The sequence below is a fragment of the Brevibacillus sp. LEMMJ03 genome (assembly GCF_007197875.1).
Taxonomy (GTDB): domain Bacteria; phylum Bacillota; class Bacilli; order Brevibacillales; family Brevibacillaceae; genus Brevibacillus; species Brevibacillus thermoruber.
In genome coordinates, this window is the sequence record NZ_VKJN01000004.1 from 332,087 (window position 1) to 353,695 (window position 21,609).

Annotated in this window: 19 protein-coding genes; 16 read left to right on the forward strand and 3 right to left on the reverse strand. The window is 60.1% G+C overall.

The genetic code is table 11. The features are described from left to right. Positions 1–13: 13 nt before the first annotated feature. Complete coding sequence (gene cbpB / locus FOI68_RS07930) at positions 14–484, reverse strand: cyclic-di-AMP-binding protein CbpB (RefSeq protein ID WP_065066497.1); 471 nt, start codon at positions 482–484, stop codon at positions 14–16. Positions 485–764: 280 nt separating this feature from the next. Between cbpB and FOI68_RS07935 the strand changes: the two genes are divergently transcribed. Beyond that, a complete protein-coding gene (locus FOI68_RS07935) occupies positions 765–1,448 on the forward strand; it encodes a hypothetical protein (protein WP_143862799.1) in 684 nt (227 codons plus the stop codon). 63 nt (positions 1,449–1,511) lie between these two features. Here FOI68_RS07935 and FOI68_RS07940 read toward each other — a convergent pair whose 3' ends face one another. Both FOI68_RS07940 and FOI68_RS07945 read right to left on the reverse strand, forming a co-directional pair. Beyond that, a complete protein-coding gene (locus FOI68_RS07940) occupies positions 1,512–2,354 on the reverse strand; it encodes a lipoate--protein ligase family protein (RefSeq protein WP_143862800.1) in 843 nt (280 codons plus the stop codon). A 164-nt stretch (positions 2,355–2,518) separates the two neighbouring features. Continuing rightward, on the reverse strand, positions 2,519–3,742 hold the full coding sequence (locus FOI68_RS07945) for an S-layer homology domain-containing protein (protein ID WP_044898238.1): 1,224 nt from the start codon (positions 3,740–3,742) through the stop codon (positions 2,519–2,521). A 232-nt stretch (positions 3,743–3,974) separates the two neighbouring features. Here FOI68_RS07945 and miaB point away from each other — a divergent pair, with 232 nt between their 5' ends. The 15 genes from miaB to glnA all read left to right on the forward strand — a co-directional run bounded on the left by miaB (position 3,975) and on the right by glnA (position 21,491). Beyond that, entirely contained in the window at positions 3,975–5,486 is a 1,512-nt protein-coding gene (gene miaB, locus FOI68_RS07950; protein WP_035297410.1) for a tRNA (N6-isopentenyl adenosine(37)-C2)-methylthiotransferase MiaB, read from the forward strand. A gap of 7 nt (positions 5,487–5,493) precedes the next feature. Beyond that, positions 5,494–5,937 (forward strand): YlbF/YmcA family competence regulator, encoded by a 444-nt coding sequence (locus FOI68_RS07955; RefSeq protein ID WP_029099046.1) that lies wholly within the window; start codon positions 5,494–5,496, stop codon positions 5,935–5,937. Positions 5,938–6,063: 126 nt separating this feature from the next. Continuing rightward, entirely contained in the window at positions 6,064–6,624 is a 561-nt protein-coding gene (cotE, locus tag FOI68_RS07960) for an outer spore coat protein CotE (RefSeq protein WP_029099047.1), read from the forward strand. A gap of 118 nt (positions 6,625–6,742) precedes the next feature. Beyond that, the gene (locus FOI68_RS07965; RefSeq protein ID WP_255433402.1) at positions 6,743–8,035 is read left to right on the forward strand and encodes a putative amidoligase domain-containing protein; all 1,293 of its coding nucleotides are present in this window, start codon (positions 6,743–6,745) and stop codon (positions 8,033–8,035) included. A gap of 125 nt (positions 8,036–8,160) precedes the next feature. Continuing rightward, positions 8,161–10,740, forward strand: a complete 2,580-nt coding sequence (gene mutS / locus FOI68_RS07970) for a DNA mismatch repair protein MutS (protein ID WP_035297414.1) — start codon at positions 8,161–8,163, stop codon at positions 10,738–10,740. A gap of 24 nt (positions 10,741–10,764) precedes the next feature. After that, on the forward strand, positions 10,765–12,897 hold the full coding sequence (mutL, locus tag FOI68_RS07975) for a DNA mismatch repair endonuclease MutL (protein WP_029099050.1): 2,133 nt from the start codon (positions 10,765–10,767) through the stop codon (positions 12,895–12,897). After that, entirely contained in the window at positions 12,898–13,683 is a 786-nt protein-coding gene (locus tag FOI68_RS07980; RefSeq protein WP_143862801.1) for a class I SAM-dependent methyltransferase, read from the forward strand. Next, positions 13,680–14,639, forward strand: coding sequence for a tRNA (adenosine(37)-N6)-dimethylallyltransferase MiaA (gene miaA, locus FOI68_RS07985; RefSeq protein WP_035297419.1), 960 nt, complete (start codon positions 13,680–13,682; stop codon positions 14,637–14,639). Before FOI68_RS07980 ends, miaA begins: the two co-directional genes overlap by 4 nt. 29 nt (positions 14,640–14,668) lie before the next feature. Next, positions 14,669–14,911 (forward strand): RNA chaperone Hfq, encoded by a 243-nt coding sequence (hfq, locus tag FOI68_RS07990; protein WP_029099053.1) that lies wholly within the window; start codon positions 14,669–14,671, stop codon positions 14,909–14,911. A gap of 156 nt (positions 14,912–15,067) precedes the next feature. Further along, positions 15,068–15,859, forward strand: a complete 792-nt coding sequence (locus FOI68_RS07995) for a DUF4184 family protein (RefSeq protein ID WP_185973900.1) — start codon at positions 15,068–15,070, stop codon at positions 15,857–15,859. Positions 15,860–15,927: 68 nt separating this feature from the next. Then, positions 15,928–16,884 (forward strand): AAA family ATPase, encoded by a 957-nt coding sequence (locus FOI68_RS08000; protein ID WP_370512108.1) that lies wholly within the window; start codon positions 15,928–15,930, stop codon positions 16,882–16,884. A 48-nt stretch (positions 16,885–16,932) separates the two neighbouring features. After that, positions 16,933–18,225, forward strand: coding sequence for a GTPase HflX (gene hflX / locus FOI68_RS08005; protein WP_065066487.1), 1,293 nt, complete (start codon positions 16,933–16,935; stop codon positions 18,223–18,225). Between the two features lie 8 nt (positions 18,226–18,233). Then, entirely contained in the window at positions 18,234–19,511 is a 1,278-nt protein-coding gene (locus tag FOI68_RS08010) for a methionine gamma-lyase family protein (RefSeq protein WP_143862803.1), read from the forward strand. A 201-nt stretch (positions 19,512–19,712) separates the two neighbouring features. Continuing rightward, positions 19,713–20,123, forward strand: a complete 411-nt coding sequence (locus tag FOI68_RS08015; protein ID WP_029099057.1) for a MerR family transcriptional regulator — start codon at positions 19,713–19,715, stop codon at positions 20,121–20,123. A 33-nt stretch (positions 20,124–20,156) separates the two neighbouring features. Then, positions 20,157–21,491, forward strand: a complete 1,335-nt coding sequence (glnA, locus tag FOI68_RS08020; protein WP_029099058.1) for a type I glutamate--ammonia ligase — start codon at positions 20,157–20,159, stop codon at positions 21,489–21,491. Positions 21,492–21,609: the final 118 nt, after the last annotated feature.

A 21,609-nucleotide genomic window follows, 5' to 3' on the forward strand; every position in this document is an offset into this window, starting at 1 on the left:
TCCGCTTTTCTTTTTATGTACGGTCGGTGGATTGGTTTTCCGCCGCGGGGTAGGGGAGGTTGCGGAAGTGGCGGTAGAGGACCGCGAGGATCGACCTGCGGGTCAGGATGCCCTGGAAGATGCCGTTTTCGTCCTCGATGCAGATAAACGGATGATTGATGGACATCTCCAACGCCTTGAGAAACGCATCCGACTCTTTCATGCGGGGGACTTTGGTGTTCATGACTTCATCGACGGTATGGTCGGACAGCTTTTCGTATTCAAACCGTTCGAGTCCCAATATCTTGTTGACGATCATTGTGGTGCTGATCTGGCCGTGCAGCCGGTAGGAGTGGTCCAGTACGGGTATGGCGGAATATCCGGTTTTGGTAAGCACTAGCAGCGCGTGTTCCAGCGAGTTGCCCAACTGCACGTGGGCCACCTTGGTCGAAGCGATGACCAGTTCGTTGATTTTGGTGTGCAGCAATTGCCCATCCTGCTTCAAACAATCCACCACCTTTTTTCGTCTCTGACGGCACGGCAGTACCGCCCGTGGTTCACTTCTATGATACCGTATGGGTGGAGCGTACGGTAGCCCCGCACGAAAAAAAGCCCGGCGGAATGCCGGGCAATCGATCGAGGTGAGGAACAAGTCGTCCCTGTTCGTAGTATGAACGATGGACGCGTGCCTTACACGGGGCGTTTGCTGGATGGACGTGTAACCTTTTGCCTGGTTCCATCGTATTACCAGTGGACCCCTTTTGTATGCAAGGAGTTGGATACCCATGCGTAAACCCATCTGGGGAGCGGTCGCCTTGATGATGCTGGTTTCGGCCGGACTTGGGCTGTTGGCCGGCCGGCTGCTGATCAAGCCGGCCGGCCACTCGGAGCAGGCATCGGGCGCGTCGGCTGTGCCCGCGTGGATGGTGGAGGACATGCGCGAACGGCTGGACGCCTCGCTCCGCTCCCGCGTGATGCCGGAACGAGTGCATGTCATGACGCTGCCGCCGGATACACAGGACCAGCCGGCTTCTCTCCCCGCCGATCTGGCCGGTTCTGTCACGCTGGACGGTGAGAAAGGCTTGTTCGTCGTGTACGCCAGCGGGGAGGGAGGCTATCGGGCCGCCTACAGCAAGGCGGAGCCCCTCTTCAGTCTCCAGTACGCCGGCGGCGGATACCTGGTGGTGACGACGGTGAAACCGGCGAGCGGCGGTCAGGAGCGCGTGCTGTACGTCCTGCGGAAAACGGCGTCCGGCTATCGGGAAGTGTGGAGCGGCATGGCCCACCGGCATAAACAGGGAGAGACGACGGAACTGCTGGACGGAACCGTTCAGATTGACCCCATGCGCCACACGATGATCTATTTTCGTCTGGAGCGCACGCTTGACCAAACCGGCCTCTCCCGGATGGAAAAAAGCTCCTACGAACTCTTGCGCTACAATGAGCGGACACACCGTTTCGAAAAGTGACGCCAATCGAAAGCGCCTCTCCTCGTGAGGCGCTTTTTTCGCTGTGTAAGGCATGAAGGGTGATCAGCCGGGCAAACGCCAGTCGGGCCGAATCAGTTCATCCGCCGTGAACGCGAACAACCCCAACCGCTCGGCGAGATGGTGTCGGGATTCGTCCATCAGTGATTCCGGCACGGCAAACGGGGCGGGGCTGATCGGCCACTCCCTGCGGACGGCGGCCAGCAGGCGTTCCTTGACGTCCGGGACGGTAACGGCGCGGCCGGTCAAACCGGCGATGCTGCCTACGGTACTCCCGTCGATGAAGGGAATCGGACGGTGTTTGTCCATGTCGCTGAGGCCGGCTTCCGCGTAAAAGCGTTCCATCCACGCGCCGCGCGGCTGTTCCTCGACGTTGATGCACAACTGCAGGATGGACCCGAAGCGGGTGCGCCGTTGCGCCATGCCGCCGATTTTTTTGCCGCGAATCGAGAAGTCGTATTCGCCCGCACAGTAGGAACCCATCACCTCGCCAAACTGCATGTCGCCGTACTCGCGCAATCCCACGTGCAGCATCTGGGCGACAAATCGGAAAAAAGCGTCGATCGCAATCGACGTGTCGGGCAGCAGACAGGCGAGGTTGAGCACGCCCGCGTCCAGCGGCACACAGGCTCCTCCGGACGAGCGCAGGACGCAGCCGAAGCCCTCCTGACCAAACCGGCGCAGCGCCTGTTCCAGCCGCGGCAGCTTGGCGTCGCGGCGACCCAGGTAAAGCGCTTTGTCGTACACCCAGAGGTGGATGACGGGTTGGGCGTCTTCCCGGTTCATGCCGGCGGCCAGCGCTTCGTCGCGGATCAGCGGCTCCAGCGGACTGTCCCGATAGACCCCGGAATCCATCCAACGGAACGGCTGAGTAACGGAAAATGTCATAGAAAACTCCTTCCCCGGTCAAGAATCGCTACCATTATACAACTGAACCTTGTTCATTTCTAGTGATCCGCCCCGCGGCATGTTTGCCGGGAAAGAAAAAAGACCGCTTCCCGTCAGGGGGCCGTCATCCGGCCGTCCTGCCGACGGAAGCGGTGTCTGTTTCGTTAGGGCTGTGCTTTAAAGGAGAAGTTATCCAGATAGGTGATGCTGCGCGGCGCGTCTTTGGTCGCGTTTCTTTGCAGATACAGCCCCAGTTTGGTGCCCTCCGGCTTCACTTTTTGCTGACCGAAGAGGAACTGGTCGTTCATGTAGATGGAAACGCTGTCGCCATTGACGACCACTTTCAGCCGGTTGCTCGCCTTCAACTTGTAGGAACCGGACGCGATTACGTCGAGATCGTCGTCCTTGGCGTCTTCCACGCGGGCGAGCGTGACGCGGTCCTTTTTGACGAAGACGACATGGGCTTTGCCGTCCTTGCCGTTGAAGTACACGCCGCCCAGCCCTTCCGAGCCGCTCACGTTGACGTCTACGGTCAATTCGTAGCGGTTCGTGTTTTTGTCTTCATCCCAGAGCAGCGGCAGGAAATAGTGATCCAGGTTGCTGTCGGTGGAAATGGCGGTCACCTGCTTGTTGACGACTCCCCAGGTACCGACCGCTTTGCCGGTGTCCCAGTTTTTCAGTTCGGCATCGGAGAAGCTGTCGCTTACACTGCGCGGCAGCTCCGGTTTATCCGGGGTGGGGAAGACCACTTTGGTCTCGTCGTCGTCCCGGTCCAGCAGCGCGCGGTACAGGAGCGAGGCGGCTTCGGCGCGGGTGATCGGATCTTGCGGACGGAACTCGTTGTTGTAGCCTTTCATCAGATCGGTCTGGATCGCGATGGCGATGTACGGGCGGAGATTGGGGGAAATTCGCTCATCGTCGCGGAAACGCTTCAACACATCCAGGTCCGCCTTGTTCGTGCGGTCGTAACCGAGCAGGCGAACCAGCGCCACGGCGATGTCTTCCCGGACGGCGTACTGGTCAGGCTTGTAGTAGTAGCGGGTGCCGGACTTGTAGCCCGTCAGGTACGGTTTGGCATGTTCCACGTAAGGGAACGCCCAGTGCGACTTGGGCACATCCACAAACGTCTGGCTTGCCTTGTTCGTACGAATGTCCACGCCGGCCGCGGCAATCATGATCTTGGCAAATTCAGCGCGCGTTACCTGATTGTTGGGACGGAATTTGCCGTCCTCGTATCCCTTGATGATTCCTTTGGCCGCCATCTCGGTGATTTCCTTGTAGGCCCAATGGCTGCGGGGCACATCGGAGAACGAGGGTGCCGCCTGAACAAACGGCACGAGAGTCAGAATCATCAGAACCGCCAGAAAAAAAGATAGGACTCGTTTCATGGGAACCTCCTGTTCGCGGTAGGATCGTTTTGCTGCTATTCTGACGGCGGACGGGGCGTCAATGTTGCAAGCGGACGGGCCTGATTCGGAAAAATGTGAAAAAAGTCTTAGGGAAATGGTTTTCCAGAAAGATTCACTGGAAGTTCCTTTTTTATTCGTTACAATAAAATGTTCTATGCTATAATGTGTTGATGGTAAACCAGAATATAACGCTTACTGAGGTGATAGACAGATGACAACGAGAACCGAGGCGACTACGGACTTAAAATCCGCCAAGTCCCCGAAGACGACAGCAGACTACGCCAAGTACTTCCAGCCCCCTTCCTTGAAGGACGCGAAAAAGCGCGGCAAGGAAGAGGTACAGGTGCACTACGACTTCGCCATCCCGGATGACATGAAGGGAATCGGGAAAGGCAAACGCTACTACGTCCGCACCTACGGCTGTCAAATGAATGAACACGACTCCGAGACAATCGCCGGGATTCTCCAGCAGATGGGCTACAGCCCGGCGGAAGAAGCGGAAGAAGCGGACGTGGTGCTGTTCAACACCTGTGCGATCCGTGAAAACGCCGAAGACAAGGTGTTTGGCGAACTGGGCAACATGAAGCGGGTGAAAAACAACAACCCCAACCTGATCCTCGGCGTCTGCGGCTGCATGTCGCAGGAGGAAAGCGTGGTCAACAAGATCCTGAAAAGCTTCCCTCACGTGGACCTCATCTTTGGTACGCACAACATTCACCGCCTGCCGGTTCTGCTGCGCGATGCCATGTTCAGCAAGGAAATGGTGATCGAGGTGTGGTCCAAAGAGGGCGACATCATCGAAAACATGCCGAAGATCCGCGAAGGCAGCATCAAGGGTTGGGTCAACATCATGTACGGCTGCGACAAGTTCTGTACGTACTGCATCGTGCCGTACACGCGCGGCAAGGAGCGCAGCCGCCGTCCGGAAGACGTGATCGCCGAGGTGCGCGAACTGGCCCGCCAAGGCTTCAAGGAAGTCACCCTGCTCGGTCAGAACGTCAACGCGTATGGCAAGGATTTCCAAGACATCCGCTTTGGCTTCGGCGACCTGTTGGACGAGATTCGCAAGATCGACATTCCGCGCATCCGCTTTACCACCAGCCACCCGCGCGACTTTGACGACCGTCTGATCGAAGTCCTGGCCAAAGGGGGCAATCTGGTGGAACACATCCACCTGCCCGTGCAGTCCGGTTCCAGCGAAGTGCTGAAGCGGATGGCCCGCAAATACACGCGTGAACACTACCTGGAGCTGGTGCGTAAAATTAAAGCGGCGATTCCGAACGTAGTGCTTTCCACGGACATCATCGTCGGCTTCCCCGGCGAGACGGACGAACAGTTTGAAGAAACGCTCTCCCTCGTGGAAGAGGTCCGCTACGACTCCGCCTATACCTTCATTTATTCGCCGCGCGAGGGCACGCCGGCTGCCGTCATGGAAGACAACGTGCCGATGGAGGTAAAGAAGGAGCGCCTCTACCGCCTGAACGAGCTGATGGCGAAGATCAGCCTGGAGCAGAATCAGAAGCTGCAGGACCAGGTCGTCGAGGTGCTGGTGGAAGGCGAATCGAAAAACAACCCCGAAGTGCTGGCCGGCCGCACCCGGTCGAACAAGCTGGTGCACTTCGTCGGCGACAAATCGCTGATCGGTCAGTTCGCTCACGTACGGATCACGGACGTGAAGACGTGGACCCTGCACGGAGAGATCGTGACAAAAGTCGAGGTGTAATCGAGCGATGGAACAAACAAGCCTGTACACGCAAAACGAGATTCTGGAAAAGGCTCGCGAACTGGCAGTGATGATTGCCCGCACCAAGGAAGTGGATTTTTACAAGCGGGCGGAGCAGCAGATCAAGAACAATGAACGCGTTCAGGAGCTGATCGCGGAATTAAAGAAGAAACAGAAGCAGATGGTCATGTTTGAATCGATGAACAAGCCGGAGCTGGCGAAAAAAGTGGAAGCGGAGTACAACCAGCTTCACGAGGAACTGGACGCCATCCCGATCGTGACCGAATTCAAGCAGTCTCAGGTGGATGTGAACGATCTTTTGCAGATGGTCACCAACGTGATCACCAACACGGTGTCCGAACGCATCATCCTGGACACCGGCGGCAATCCGCTGACCGGCGAAACAGGCGGCGGACCGGCAAAATCCCGTCACGACGGCTGCTGTTCGTAATCGTCTAAAAAAACGGCGCGCGATCAGTTCCCGACAAGCCTCCCCAAAATGGCAGTGGGTGTTTGCACCCTAGTCGAATGCCCTGCATACAAATGTACAGAAACGTTGTATGGAGGAGGTAACGAAATGTCGGGTATAGACAAAGACCTGCAGTGCCGGGAACTCATCGCAAAAGCCGTCTGCGGTAAAGGTCATAAATTCTCCCAAACGACCCACACCATCATACCGTCGCACACTCCTTCGACGGTCCTCGGATGCTGGATGATAAACACGAACTTCCAGGCGGAGATGGCTGGGGACGCGGTTGAAGTGACTGGTACGTACGACGTCAACCTGTGGTACTCGTTTGCCAATAACACGCAAACCGAAGTCACGCGGGAAACCGTCAAGTTCTCCGTACTCGTTCCGCTTACGTTCTTCGACAAACATTGCCGCGGCGACCTGGAAATCGTCGCCCGGGCCGTGGAACAGCCGAAGTGCGTCAAAGCCGAACTGAGCGGCGGTGGTACTGTCACGGTGAAAGTGGAAAGCGAATTTGCCGTCGAGATCATTGGCGAAACAAAAGTGTGCGTGGTCGTCTGCAACAGCTGCGATGACAAGGACTTCCACCTGCTCGGTGACTACGAAGACAGCAGCGACGAGTATGACGACTTTGATTCGGCCACATTACTCGACGAATTGGATTAAGAGGAGAGGCACATCTCCTCTTTTTTCTTTTCCTCGGGAAGAGAGGCGGGCAGCCATCCCGCCTCACTTTTTTTCCCCGGGACACATAGGCTATAGCAGCAGAGCGGGGGTGACGGCGATGTTTATCCACGTACGCGAAAGCGGCAGGCCATCCGGGACAGGCGGGCGATATGCCGCCGAAGTGATGCCGGCCAATGCCAAGGCGGCCATTGACCGTCTGTCGCAGCGCGGCCAGTCCAAAAATCTGCTCAAAATGAGCGGCATTGCGACGGCAGAAGCCCGTCCAGAGCCGGGAACGCGGACCTATCGCGTCCAACTGTATCAGTTCCATCTCTTGTATCTGGAAAAAAGTCCGGAACAGGCGCATTGGCTGTCCCAGCCGTCGGGCGAGCAGCACTTCGAGCCGGTGGCGCCGCTGCCGGATGATCCGGAAGCGCAGGTGGCCGTCAGGCTGGCGGTGCGTGCCCTTTACGCCGCGGGGCTGGAGTGCGGCCAGGTGCTGCTGACCGCCGCCTCGCCCCATCGGGTCAAAGTGGTGCGGGTATCGCCGTATTGGCCCGCCCGCATGGCCGATCGATTTATGCGGGAGGCGCGGGACTGGTGGCTGGCCCAGAGGGACGGGCGCAGCGCTGACAGGCTGATGCTGGGAGCGGACCCGGAGTTTGCCCTGCGGGGAGCGGACGGCACGATGGTTCTGGCCTCCGACTACATGGGCAAAGGCGGGGTGGTCGGGTGCGATTCCACCCGGTATCGGGAAGAGCTGGCGCTGCACCAGCATCCGTTGGCCGAAGTGCGTCCGGACCCGTCCGAAGACCCGGATGAACTGTTCGCCCACATCCGGCAGGCGCTGCTGCTCGCCCGCCGAAAGATCGCGGACAAGACGGTCGAGTGGCTGGCGGGCGGCATGCCGTTCGACGGCTATCCCGTCGGCGGGCACATCCACATCAGCGGCGTGGTCTCCGACTTTTCCCTGCTGCGCAAGCTGGACGCCTATCTCGCCCTGCCGCTGGTGCTGGTGGAAGACCCCGGCTGCCGGAAGCGGCGCCCCCGTTACGGATTCCTCGGCGACATCCGGGAAAAGGAGCACGGCGGGTTTGAGTACCGCACCCTGCCCAGTTGGCTGGTTCATCCGGATGTGACGCGGGGCATTCTTCACCTCGCCCGACTGGTGGCCGCCTGTCACGGGCAGTTGACGGCCCGGCCCCATCTGGATCTGTCGCTAATCAGGGCGTATTACCGCGGCGACAAACAGACGCTGGTTCCGTATGTGAAAGCCCTGTGGGAAGAGCTCTCCCGCCTCTCCGCCTACCGCGACTCCCGGGACCCGCTCGACCGCTACTTTTCCTATCTGCTCGCAGGTGAAACGTGGCCGGCCGGGCAGGATCTGCGCAAAGCCTGGGGAATCGGCTGAGCGGGCGAACCGCACCGCACAGTCCTGAAAACGAATCGCATCCGATCTGCGGGGAAGAGGTTCAACTTCCCCGGCCGGACATGCTATAATGTACAGGCGAGATTGCAGGCTAGGAGATCGAAAACATGGCTCAATACACTCCGATGATTCAACAGTATCTGGCGATCAAGCGAGAGTACCCGGATACTTTCTTATTTTTTCGTTTAGGCGATTTTTACGAACTGTTTTTCGACGATGCCATCACCGCCTCGCGTGAGCTGGAGATCACGCTGACCGGGCGGGACGGCGGCGGGGACGAGCGTATCCCGATGTGCGGCGTACCGCATCACTCGGCCGACGCCTATATCGCCGAGCTTTTGAAAAAAGGCTACAAGGTGGCCGTCTGCGAACAGGTGGAAGATCCGAAAGAGGCGAAAGGCGTCGTCCGCCGCGAAGTGACCCGCGTCATTACCCCGGGAACCATGATGGAGGGGAAATGGCTGACGGACAAGGAGAACAACTACATGGCGGCGATCGCCGAGGCGGACGGCCGGATGGGCGTCGCCGCCTGCGACATGAGCACGGGCGAGATGTACGTCACCTCGCTGTTCGGCAAGGCGGGAGCCGCGCTGGACGAGGCGATGCAGTACCGGCCGAAGGAACTGGTGGTGTGCGGCCTGCCGCAGGACCTGAAGCCTGACATTCCCGTCACGTACATAGAAGCCGGGGCGGTGGACGCGTTTGCCGTCGACCGGCAGTATCAGGATCAGGCGCGCGAGCTGGATCTGGCGATGCGCCTCGCCGTTAACGCGCTCCTGCACTACATCGGTTCCACGCAGAAGCGCAGCCTGACCCACATGCGGCTGATCAAGCGCTATGACGCCAAACAGTACCTGCAGATGGACAGCTTTTCCCGGCGCAACCTGGAGCTGACCGAAACCATTCGGGACAAGACCAAAAAAGGCTCTCTGCTGTGGCTTTTGGACCGTACGGAGACGGCCATGGGCGGACGCCTCCTGCGCCGCTGGATCGAGCGGCCGCTTTTGAACAAGAGCGAACTGGAAGCGCGGCTGGACGCCGTGGACCATTTGAAAGGGGATATGCTCTTGCGCTCCGACGTCCGCGCCTGCCTGGATCGTGTCTACGATTTGGAGCGTTTGGCGGGACGCGTCTCGTACGGCAACGCCAACGCCCGCGACCTGGTGCAGCTTCGCCTGTCGCTGGAGGCGGTGCCCGAACTGCGGCAGCTTCTGCTGAACGCCGGTTCCCCGGTGCTGGCCGAGCTGGCCGAAGGGATGGACGAGTGTGCCGACATCGCCGCCTTTCTGCGGTCGGCGCTGGTTGACGACCCGCCGGTTTCCGTGCGCGAAGGAGGTTTGATCCGGCCCGGATACGACGAGTACCTGGACAAGCTGCACACGGCAAGCCGCGAAGGCAAGAACTGGATTGCCCAACTGGAACAGGCGGAGCGGGAAGCGACCGGCATCCGCTCGCTGAAGGTAGGCTTCAACAAGGTGTTCGGCTACTACATCGAGGTGTCCCGCGCCAACCTGGCAAACGTGCCGGCCGGCCGCTACGAGCGCAAGCAGACGCTGGCCAACGCCGAGCGGTTCATCACCCCGGAGCTGAAGGAAAAAGAGGCGCTCATCCTGGAAGCGGAAGAAAAGATGGTGGAGCTGGAGTACCAGTTGTTTACCGCGATCCGCAGCGAAGTGGCCAACCACATTCCCCGCCTGCAGGGGCTGGCCGAACGCATTGCCGCCGTGGACGTGCTGCAGGCGTTTGCCACCGTCAGCGATGAGCGCGGCTACGTGCGGCCCGAACTTGTCACGACCGGCGAGTGCATCATCCGCGAAGGGCGCCACCCGGTCGTGGAAGCGGTGCTGGATCGGGAAAAGTACGTCGCCAACGACGTGGAGATGAACCAGTCGGACCGGCAGATCCTGCTCATCACCGGCCCGAACATGGCCGGGAAGAGCACCTACATGCGCCAGATCGCGCTGATCGTCATCATGGCGCAGATCGGCTGCTTTGTTCCGGCGAAAGCGGCGAAATTGTCGCTGGTGGACCAGATTTTTACCCGGATCGGGGCGGCCGACGACCTGGTCGGCGGACACAGCACCTTCATGGTGGAAATGCTGGAGACCAAGCACGCCCTGCAGAAAGCAACGGCGCAAAGCCTGATCCTGCTGGACGAGATCGGCCGCGGCACGTCCACCTACGACGGGATGGCGCTGGCGCAGGCGGTGATCGAGTACATCCGGGAAAAGATCGGGGCCAAGACGCTCTTTTCCACGCACTATCACGAGCTGACCGGCCTGGAAGAGTCGCTGCCCGGCGTGGTCAATGTGCACGCCCGCTGCGAAGAGCGTGACGGCAAGCTCTTGTTCCTGCACAAAATCGAGCCGGGACGGGCGGACAAAAGCTACGGCATCCACGTGGCCGAACTGGCAGAGATGCCCGGCCGGGTGATTGAACGGGCGCGGGAGATTCTCGCCGGACTGGAGGCGGGAGCCGCCGCCGCATCGGCGCAGGACGTGCAGATGACCTTGGACGCGCTGTGGGCGGCTCCTGCGGCCGCGGGGCAGGAGGAGCCTGCGTCCCGCCTGTCGCCGGAGGAAGAAGCGGTGACGACGGAGCTGCGCGAGCTGGATTTGAACCAGATGACGCCGATGGAAGCCATGCTGAAGCTGTATGAGTGGAAACAGCGCCTGAAAAAAACGTAACGGGCCGATCCAAGGAGGAGACCGATGGGACACATTCAAGTGCTGGACGAGCATCTCGCCAACATGATCGCCGCCGGCGAAGTGGTGGAGAGGCCGGCTTCGGTCGTGAAAGAACTGGTGGAAAACGCGGTGGACGCCGGGGCAAGCGCGGTCGAGGTGCACGTGGAAGAAGGCGGGCTGCAGCTCATCCGCGTGGTGGACAACGGCCACGGCATGGATCGGGAAGACTGCCAACTGGCCTTTGAACGGCACGCGACCAGCAAGATTCGCACGACGCGCGACCTGTTCCGGATTCGCACCCTGGGGTTTCGCGGCGAGGCCCTGCCCAGCATCGCGGCTGTCTCCCGGATGGAGCTGACGAGCAGCCCCTCCAGCAGCCAGGTGGGGACGCGCCTGACGATTGAGGGCGGAACCATTACGGAGGTAGCCGACGCCGCCGCGGTCAAAGGGACGGACATTCGCGTGCGCGACCTGTTTTACAACACGCCGGCCCGGCTGAAGTACATGAAGTCGATCGCCACCGAAATCGGCCATATTTCCGACTACGTCAACCGGCTGGCGCTGACGTATCCGTCCATCGCCTTTACCCTGACGCACAACGGCAAAGTGCTCCTGCAGACCTCCGGCGACGGCAAGCTGCTGCACGTGATGGCGGCGATTTACGGCGTGCAGGTGGCCAAGCTGCTGCTGCCGATCAGCGGGGAGACACTGGACTTCCGCTGGTCGGGCTTCGTCTCCAAAACGGAAGTGACGCGGGCCAACCGCTCCTACCTGTCCACGCTGGTCAACGGCCGGTACGTCCGCCATTTTGGCCTGAACAACGCCATCCTGCGTGGCTATCACACGCTGCTGCCGGTCGGCCGCTATCCGATCGTCACGCTGCAGATCGAGATGGACCCGTCGCTCGTCGACGTCAACGTCCATCCCGCCAAGCTGGAGGTTCGTTTCAGCAAGGAAGACGAGCTGGTAGGCGCCATCGAACGCTCCGTCCGGGAGACGCTGCGCCAGGGGCTGGAGATTGTCCGGCCGATGGCGGCAGAGCGCAGGGCGAAAGTGGTGGAGCAGGTGGTGCAGCCGCAGTTTGACCTCCAGCTCCCCAAACCGGGAGCGGTGAGCAGCCCGGGCATCCCCCGCGCCGTTGATCTTCAGGCCAGTCCGCGTTTGCGGGAGTGGCTGGCAAGACAGGAGGCCCCGTCACAAGAGCCATCCCCGCATCCAGGCGGGACCGCGCCCGCTGACGTCTCCGTCGTAAAGGAAACCGCCGGGGAGTACGCGGGCCTTTCGCAGGAGCGGTCCGCGGCCGTTTCGCTGCAGGAAAATCAGGCAGCGGGAGGAATGACCGCAACTTCGGAGGCCCTTGGCACGTCTCATAGAGAGGGAAACGCGCCGTCCGGGGCAGCCGGCGGGCTGGAAACTCCGGCGGCCGATCGGCAAGCGGCGCCCCTTGCGCCGGCAGAACCTGCGCCGGTGACGGAAGCAGGCCTGGGGACAGAGCCGCCTGCTGCCGAGCCTCTCTACGCTCCCGAGACGGAACGGGCCACAGCAGAGCCCGGAGGCGATACATCGGCCGTGCCACTGCTCTTTCCGGTCGGGCAGGTACACGGCACCTACATCGTGGCGCAGAACGACGACGGCATGTATCTGATTGACCAGCACGCCGCGCAGGAGCGGATTTTCTACGAGTACTTCATGGAAAAACTGAAGCAGGAGAGCGTCGCCAGCCAGATGCTGCTCTTCCCCCACACCGTGGAGTGCACGGCCCAGGAAGCGGTGAAGCTGGAGAAAAAGCTGCCCCTGCTGCGATCGTTTGGCCTTGACATCGAGTCGTTTGGCGGCCGCACGTTCATCGTGCGGGCCCATCCTCACTGGTTTCCGGAGGGAAGCGAGCTGGAAGTGATCGAAGAGCTGATCCAGTTTGTGCTGGAGACGGGCGAGGCGGCTCAGGTGGACATACGGGCGATGCGCGAGAAGGCCGCGATCATGATGTCCTGCAAGGCGGCGATCAAGGCCAACCGCTATCTGACCCATGCGGAGATGGAAAGCCTGCTGAACCAGCTCCGCGAAACGACCAGTCCGTTTACGTGTCCGCACGGGCGGCCGATCGTCATCCACTTCTCCAGCTACGATTTGGAGAAAATGTTCAAACGGGTGATGTAGATGCTGATTACCACCGGACTGGAACCCAGCGAGGAGACGCGCCGCCACGCAACCGAACTGGCTGCGCAGTTTGGACTGCCGGTCGTCGAGCGGGGCGGCAGTTCGATTGAGGAGCTGCGCCGGCGCTACGGAGAGGCGGAAGTGCTGATCGTCACCGCCAAAGGGGCCCGCCTGGAAGCGGAAGGAAAGCGCCCGTTCTTTTTTCATCCGAACACGGCCGCCTTTCGTATAAAGCGCCTGGAGCGCGGTGATACTGATACTATGCTTGCCGCTTGCCAAATTCACCCAGGAGACCGCGTGCTGGACGCCACGCTCGGCCTTGGCGCCGACGCGATCGTCTTTGCCCACGCTGTCGGCCGAACCGGCCGGGTCGTCGGGATCGAGTCGGAAAAGCGCATCGCGATTCTGGTCGCAGACGGGTTGCGTCACTATCCGGCCGACTCGGAGGCGCTGCGCGAGGCCATGGGCCGGATCGAAGTGCGGCACGGGCACCATCTCGACATCCTGAAAGGCCTGCCGGACCGCTCGTTTGACGTGGTCTACTTCGACCCGATGTTTGTGCGGACGGTGCACGACTCCACCGGGATTGCCGGCATCCGCGAGCACGCCAACATGGCTCCGCTGGACGCGGAGGCGGTGGAGGAGGCGCTCAGGGTTGCCAAACGGCGCGTCGTCCTGAAGGAAGGCAAGGCGGGACGGCTGTACGAGCGGTTCGGGTTTACCCCGTTTCGCACGCGCGGACACCAGGTCGTGTACAGCTATAAAGAGACAGATGGAGGGGAGTGACTTTGCCACCAAAAGAAAAACTGGTCGTGATCGTCGGCCCGACCGCCGTGGGCAAAACGGAGTTGAGCCTCGAGCTGGCCGAACAGTTTGACGGCGAGATCATTTCCGGCGATTCCATGCAGGTCTACCGCGGCATGGATATCGGGACGGCCAAGGCGACGCCGGAAGAGCGGGCGCGCGTGCCGCACCACCTGATCGACATCATCGATCCGGATGAAGAATACTCAGTGGCGCTGTTTCAGGAAGCGGCGACCCGGCTGATTACCGAGATCAACGCGCGCGGGAAGCTGCCGTTTATCGTCGGCGGCACCGGTCTCTACATCGAGTCGGTCACCCATCGCTTTCAATTCGCCCAGGCGGAGCAGGACCCGGAGCTGCGCAGCCGGCTGCAGCGCCTGGCCGAGACGGAGGGAGTGGAGGCGCTTCACCGGCGGCTCGCCGCGATCGATCCGCTGACAGCGGAACGGCTTCACCCCAACGATGTGAAACGGGTGATCCGCGCCTTGGAAATCTATGAATTGACCGGCACCAAAATGTCCGATTTTCAACATCGGGCCGAGCATTCCCCGTACGATTTGCTGATGATCGGATTGACGATGGATCGGCAAGTGCTGTACGAGCGCATCAACCAACGCGTGGACAAGATGCTGGAAGCCGGTCTGGTGGAAGAGGTGCGCCGTCTGTTGGATCAAGGCTACGGTTCGGCGCTTACGTCGATGCAGGGGCTGGGCTACAAGGAACTGATTCCGTATTTGTACGGAGAGATTACGCTGGAGAAGGCGGTCAACGACATCAAGCAGCGGACCCGCCATTTTGCCAAGCGCCAGTTGTCCTGGTTTCGGCGCATGTCGGAGGTGCAGTGGTTCGATCTGACCGATCCCGCCGAGCGTCCGAAGATCGTGCAAACAATCAAGCAGATATTGGCAGGAAAGTTTCATCGATTGCCGAATATATAACATACAAGTCCTTTTAGGGGGTAATGAACATGAAACAGTCGATCAACATTCAAGATACGTTCCTGAACCACTTGCGGAAGGAGAACATCGCTGTCACCATCTACCTGGTAAACGGTTTTCAACTGCGCGGCTACATCAAAGCGTTTGACAACTTTACCATCGTGATCGACAGCGAAGGAAAACAGCAGCTTGTTTACAAGCATGCCATTTCCACGTTTACGCCGCAGCGTCCCGTGTCGCTCATGTCCCAAGAAAACAATCAGCAAGCATAGCGTCACACCAACGAAGCCGGGATCTTAGCCATCCGGGCTTTTTCACTGTCGGGGACAGGTTTCCTGGGTTCCGGCACGCGGAAAAAAAGCAAAAGCAGGAGACTGGTCAAATCAGTCTAGATGTTTACATAACATATATTATGGAGAGTGAGATCCTTGCCGTTCACGTTCGCCCACCCGGCGATCGTGCTGCCCTTCTGGCGCGTTCGCTGGCTGTCCTTTACCGCGCTGGTCTTCGGCAGCATGGCTCCCGATTTTGAATACTTTTTCCGGCTGAGGCCGTACAGCACAGTCAGCCATTCCCTGCTTGGCATGATTGTGTTTGATCTGCCCGTCGCTTTGCTGCTGGCCGTTCTCTTTCACCGAATCGTCAAGCACCCCCTGGTCGCCTGCCTGCCCGCCCCGTTTGACCGGGGATTGGGGTACGCTGCGGCCAAGCCCTGGGGCATCGGCTCGCTGCGTGATGGGCTGGTCTTTTCCTATTCGGCGGTGATCGGCAGCCTCACCCATATCGTCTGGGACGCGTTTACCCATCAGGGGGCGTTCATGGTCAGCCGCCTTCCGCTTCTTCAACAGCGGGCGCCGGTGCCGTGGACGGGCATGGACGTTCCCGTCTACAAGATGCTGCAGCACGGCAGTACGCTCACCGGCTTGTCGCTGATTGCGCTGACACTCTGGCTGGCGGCGCGTCGGGGAGCGGCTGCAGGTGGCGGCGGGAGAAGTCTTCCGGCCCGGACAAAATGGCTGTATTGGCTGGGCGTGGGAGGCTGCGGCCTGCTCGCGGCCGCCGCGTGGGGATGGAGCGCTGGCGGCGCATGGCCGATGGCGCGTCTGCTGGGCGGCATCGTGCCGTTTCTGTCCGGCTGCATGGCCGGTCTGCTCGTCATGTCGTTGCTGTTCGACCGGTTTGGTCCGGCAGGTGCCCACAACAGGCACACGGCCCTGTAGAAAAAAATGGGCAGGTTTGCCAGCCCCATGAGTATACTAAGGTATGACCATGAGGCAGGTGATCGCTGGTGAAACCGTCGGGCAATCAACCGCCGGCTGATTCGATGGCAGACAAGGCTCCGCACCGCATCCAGGTGGTGTTTCGCCGGCCGGAAAAGGTCAAACGTCCGGAAACGCTGGCCGACACGGTACGTACCACCGCCCCCGGCAATGTGGCCGCTGCCTTCGACGAGCTGGAGCGGCTGATCGGTTTGCGTGAAGCCAAAAAGCTGATGTACGAGATCCACGCGCTGCTCAGGTTGAACAAGGAGCGGGAAAAGCACAACCTGAAGCTGGAGAAGCAGGTCTACCACATGGTGTTCAAAGGAAATCCGGGCACCGGAAAGACGACGGTCGCCCGATTGTTTGGCAAACTCTTTCGCGAAATGGGCATTTTGAGCAAGGGACACCTGATCGAGGTGGAGCGGGCCGATCTGGTCGGCGAATTTATCGGCCATACCGCGCAAAAGACGCGCGACCTCATCAAAAAGGCGCTCGGCGGCATTCTGTTCATCGACGAAGCGTACTCCCTGGCGCGCGGCGGGGAAAAGGATTTTGGCAAGGAAGCGATCGATTGTCTGACAAAAGCGCTGGAGGACCACGGCAACGATTTTGTCTGCATTCTGGCCGGCTATACCGATGAAATGGACGCGTTTCTGGAGCTGAATCCCGGTTTGCCTTCCCGCTTTCCCATTCAACTGCGGTTTGCCGACTACACGGTAGACGAACTGATCAGCATTGCCGAGTCGATGGTGGAGGGAAAGGAATACCGGCTGTCCCCCTCCGCCAAGGAAAAGTTGCGACAGCATCTGATGCGCAAGCGCCACGACGTGTTTGAAATCAATTTCAGCAATGCCCGCTACGTTCGAAATGCCATTGAACAGGCCATCCGCAAACAGGCAGTGCGGCTCTTGGCCGTGCCGGAACCGACGCGCGATGACGTGATGACGCTGCAGCCGGAGGATTTTGTCTGGTCCGCTTCCTAACATCCCGGACGAATTGTGGTATGATAGGGTGGGAAAGGACGTGAATTCGTGGACGATGTGATCAAACGTGTCGAAACAGCCATCCTGGTCGGCTGTTTTTTGGATAATCGCGATGCGGAGCGGGCACGTCTCTCGATGGAGGAGCTGCACGAGCTGGCGCGGACGGCCGGCGTCGAAGTGCTCGACGTGGTCACGCAAAACCGCGAGCGCATCGATCCCGCCTGGTATCTGGGCAGCGGCAAGATTCAGGAGATCGCCCACCGCGCCCGGGAGCTGGACGTGGATCTGGTCATCTTCAACGACGAGCTGTCGCCCAGCCAGACCCGCAACCTGGACACGGCGTTCGACTGCAAGGTGATCGACCGCACCCAGTTGATCCTGGACATCTTCGCCGGACGGGCGCAGTCCCGGGAGGGCAAGATCCAGGTGGAACTGGCCCAGTACAATTACCTGCTGCCGCGCCTGGCGGGACAGGGCAGGCAGCTCTCCCGCCTGGGCGGCGGGATCGGCACGCGGGGGCCCGGGGAGACCAAGCTGGAGAGCGACCGCCGTCACATCAGGCGGCGAATCAGCGAGCTGAAACAGCAGTTGGCCGACATCGTGCGCACCCGCCAGCTTCACCGGGAGCGGCGCAAGAAAAACAGCGTCTATCAAATTGCGCTGGTCGGCTACACCAACGCCGGCAAATCCACCCTGTTAAACCGGCTGACCTCCGCGGACACCCTGCAGGAAGACAAACTGTTTGCCACCCTCGACCCGACGACGCGGCAGCTTTCCCTGCCAAGCGGCATGGACGTGCTTCTCACCGATACCGTCGGGTTTATCCAGGATTTGCCGACAACACTGGTGGCGGCTTTCCGCTCCACGCTGGAAGGCGTCCAGGAAGCCGATCTGATCCTGCACGTGGTGGACAGCCACCATCCCGACCTGGAAATCCACATGGAAGTGGTGGAGCGCATCCTGCGCGAGCTGAAGGCGGACGACATCCCGCAGCTCGTGGTGTTCAACAAGGCGGATTTGATCCGCGAGGGCACGTACCTGCCGCCGGTGGACGATGCCATTCTCATCTCCGCGCTGCGGGACGACGACCTGAAGCGGCTGTTGGAGCGCATCGAATCGTACGTCTACGCTTCCTTCGACCGGATCACGCTGAAAGTGCCGGTGGAGCGCGGGGACATCGTGTCGCTGCTGCACCGCGAAGGCGTCGAGATGGAGCAGGCGTTTGACGAAGCGGATGCCGCTTATCTGATTACCGTACGCATCAACCGGGACCATCCCATCTACGGGAAAGTCGTCCCATTCCTCCTGGACAAACCAGAGATTGCAGAAGAGAGTTGGTAGGAACGACGATGTTTTCATTATTCACCCATGGAGAACGGCTGCGCCCGATCGTGCAGGAAGTGGAAGCGATGATTGCCGGGCGGCATCAGGAGATTGCCGCCCTGGTCGACTACAACCAGTTGAAGGTGCTCCGTTCTTTTCAAAAGCATGAAGTAAACGAGTTTCACTTTGCCCCGTCGACGGGGTACGGCTACGACGACGCGGGCCGCTCGACGCTGGAAGCGATTTACGCGGACGTGTTTGGCGGGGAGGCGGCCTTGGTGCGGCCGCACATCATCTCCGGCACGCACGCCATCGCGATCTGCCTGTTCGGCCTGCTCCGCCCCGGCGACGAACTGCTGTACATCACCGGCAAGCCGTACGACACGCTGGAAGAAGTGGTGGGCGTGCGCGGCGAGGGGCAGGGCTCACTGAAGGATTACGGCATCGGGTACCGCTACGTGCCGCTGACGCCGGAGGGCGAGATTGACTTCCCCGCAGTGGCCGAGGCGATCACCCCGAAGACGAAGGTGATCGGCATTCAGCGGTCCCGCGGATACGCCGACCGCCCGTCGTTTACCATCGCCAAACTGGAAGAGATGATCCGCTTTGTCAAAGAGCGGAATCCGGAACTGATCGTCTTCGTGGATAACTGCTACGGTGAATTTACCGAGGAGCGGGAGCCGCTGCAGGTGGGCGCGGACATCATGGCCGGTTCGCTGATCAAAAACCCGGGCGGCGGCCTGGTCAAGACCGGCGGATACATCGTCGGCAGAAAGGACCTGGTAAAGCTCGCGTCCTACCGGATGGCCGCGCCCGGCATCGGCGCGGAAGGAGGGGCGTCGCTGTACTCCCTGCTGGAAATGTACCAAGGCTTTTTCCTCGCTCCCCACGTGGTGGGCGAAGCGCTCAAAGGGGCGATCTTCTCCTCCGCGCTGTTGGAGCGGCTGGGCTTCCGGACCAATCCGCTGTGGCACGAGCCGCGCACCGACCTGATCCAATCGGTCGAATTCGGCTCGGCGGAGCGGCTGATCGCGTTTTGCCAGGGAATCCAGAAGGCGGCGCCGGTCGATTCCCACGTCACCCCCTATCCGAGTGAAATGCCCGGCTACGCCGATCCGGTCATCATGGCGGCCGGCACGTTTATCCAGGGGGCGAGCATCGAGTTTTCCGCCGACGGTCCGATCCGTCCGCCGTACCTGGGCTTCGTGCAGGGCGGCTTGACCTACTCCCACGTCAAGGTCGGCATTCTGACCGCGCTGGACCTCCTGTTGGAAAAAGGGCTGCTGGAACTTCCGACCGCGTAGACCGCGTAAACGAACCGATTACCCAAAAAACGGGTGCCCAAAAAGCGGGAAGCGTCGCGAGAGACGCTTCCCGTCTTTTCGCTTTTGCTGGCTTGTACATGCATCATTTTGTGTAATCTTTTCTCACATCCATTGACAGGATTCTTGAAAAGCCTTACAATACAACCAAGGAATTTGCGAAGAGAAGAGGAGGGACACGTCATGAGTGATGACATTCGTCGGAACATGGCTCTCTTCCCGATCGGGATCGTCATGAAGCTGACCGATCTGACCGCGCGGCAGATCCGTTATTACGAGCAAAACGGACTGATCCAGCCGGCACGAACGGAAGGGAAGCAGCGACTCTTCTCCTTTAACGACGTCGATCGCTTGCTGGAAATCAAGGCGCTGATCGAAAAAGGACTCAACATCGCCGGCATCAAGCAGGTGCTGCAGCTTCAGCAGCCCGCCCCGGAAAAAACGGAGATCACCGCCACGTCCGAGGCCAAGCGGAAGGAAATGTCCGAAAAGGAACTGCATCAGCTTCTGAAGCAGCAAATTTTGTTCAACAACGCTGCTCGCCACGGCGAGAATGCGTTGATACGTGGAGAGCTTTCCCGCTTCTTCCACTAATACAAGACAACGTAAGCGATAGGAGGAGAGATCGTGAGCAAGTACACCAAGGAAGACATTATGCGTCTGGCCCAAGAGGAGGATGTCAGATACATCCGCCTGCAGTTTACCGACCTGATGGGGGTCATCAAAAACGTGGAGATTCCGCTCTCCCAACTGCCCAAGGCGCTGGACAACAAAATGATGTTCGACGGTTCGTCCATCGAGGGCTTCGTGCGCATCGAGGAATCCGACATGTACCTGGTGCCGGACCTGGATACCTGGGTAGTATTTCCGTGGGGCACCGAGCACGGCAAAGTGGCCCGTCTGATCTGCGACGTCTACATGCCGGACGGCACCCCGTTTGAAGGGGATCCGCGCTACATCCTGAAGCGTGCGCTGAAGGAAGCGCAAGAGATGGGCTTCACCGCTTTCAACGTCGGTCCGGAACCGGAGTTCTTCCTGTTCAAGATTGACGAGAAAGGGGAGCCGACGCTCGATCTGAACGACCAGGGCGGGTACTTTGACTTCGCGCCGCTCGACCTCGGCGAAAACTGTCGCCGCGACATCGTCCTCACCCTGGAAAAAATGGGCTTCGAAATTGAAGCGTCCCACCATGAGGTAGCGCCCGGCCAGCACGAAATTGACTTCAAGTACGCCGACGCGCTGCAGGCGGCTGACCAGATCGTCACCTTCAAACTGGTGGTCAAGACCATTGCCCGTCAGCACGGTCTGCACGCGACGTTCATGCCCAAGCCGCTGTTTGGCGTAAACGGTTCCGGCATGCACGCTCACCAATCTCTCTTCCGCGGCAGCGAAAATGCGTTCTACGACGAATCCGACCCGCTGGGCCTGAGCCAGACGGCCAAACACTACCTGGCCGGCATCCTGCACCATGCCCGCGGATTTGCGGCCATCACCAACCCGCTGGTGAACTCCTACAAGCGTCTGGTGCCCGGCTATGAAGCGCCGTGCTACGTGGCCTGGTCGGCGAAAAACCGTTCGCCGCTGGTGCGCATCCCGGCTTCCCGCGGTTTGAGCACGCGGATCGAAGTGCGCAACCCGGACCCGGCTGCCAACCCGTACCTGGCCCTCGCCGTCATGCTGAAAGCAGGGCTGAACGGCATCAAGAACAAAATGGAGCTGCCCGCAGCGGTGGATCGCAACATCTACGTGATGACCGAGGAAGAGCGCGAAGCTGCCGGCATCGAAAGCCTGCCGGCTACCTTGAAGGAAGCGATCGAGTGCCTGAAGGCCGATCCGGTCATCTGCGAAGCGCTGGGCGAGCATGCCCTGATCCACTTCATCGAGGCGAAAGAAATCGAATGGGATATGTTCCGCACCCGCGTCCACGATTGGGAGCGCGAACAGTACATGACCACCTATTGATCGGCATACAACGAAAAAAGAACCTGGTGACGGATGGCGTCTGGTATTATCCCCTCAAGGTAGACAGTAAAAAAAGAGTTCATGATATCATGGACTCATTACTGTTGACCGGAGGGGA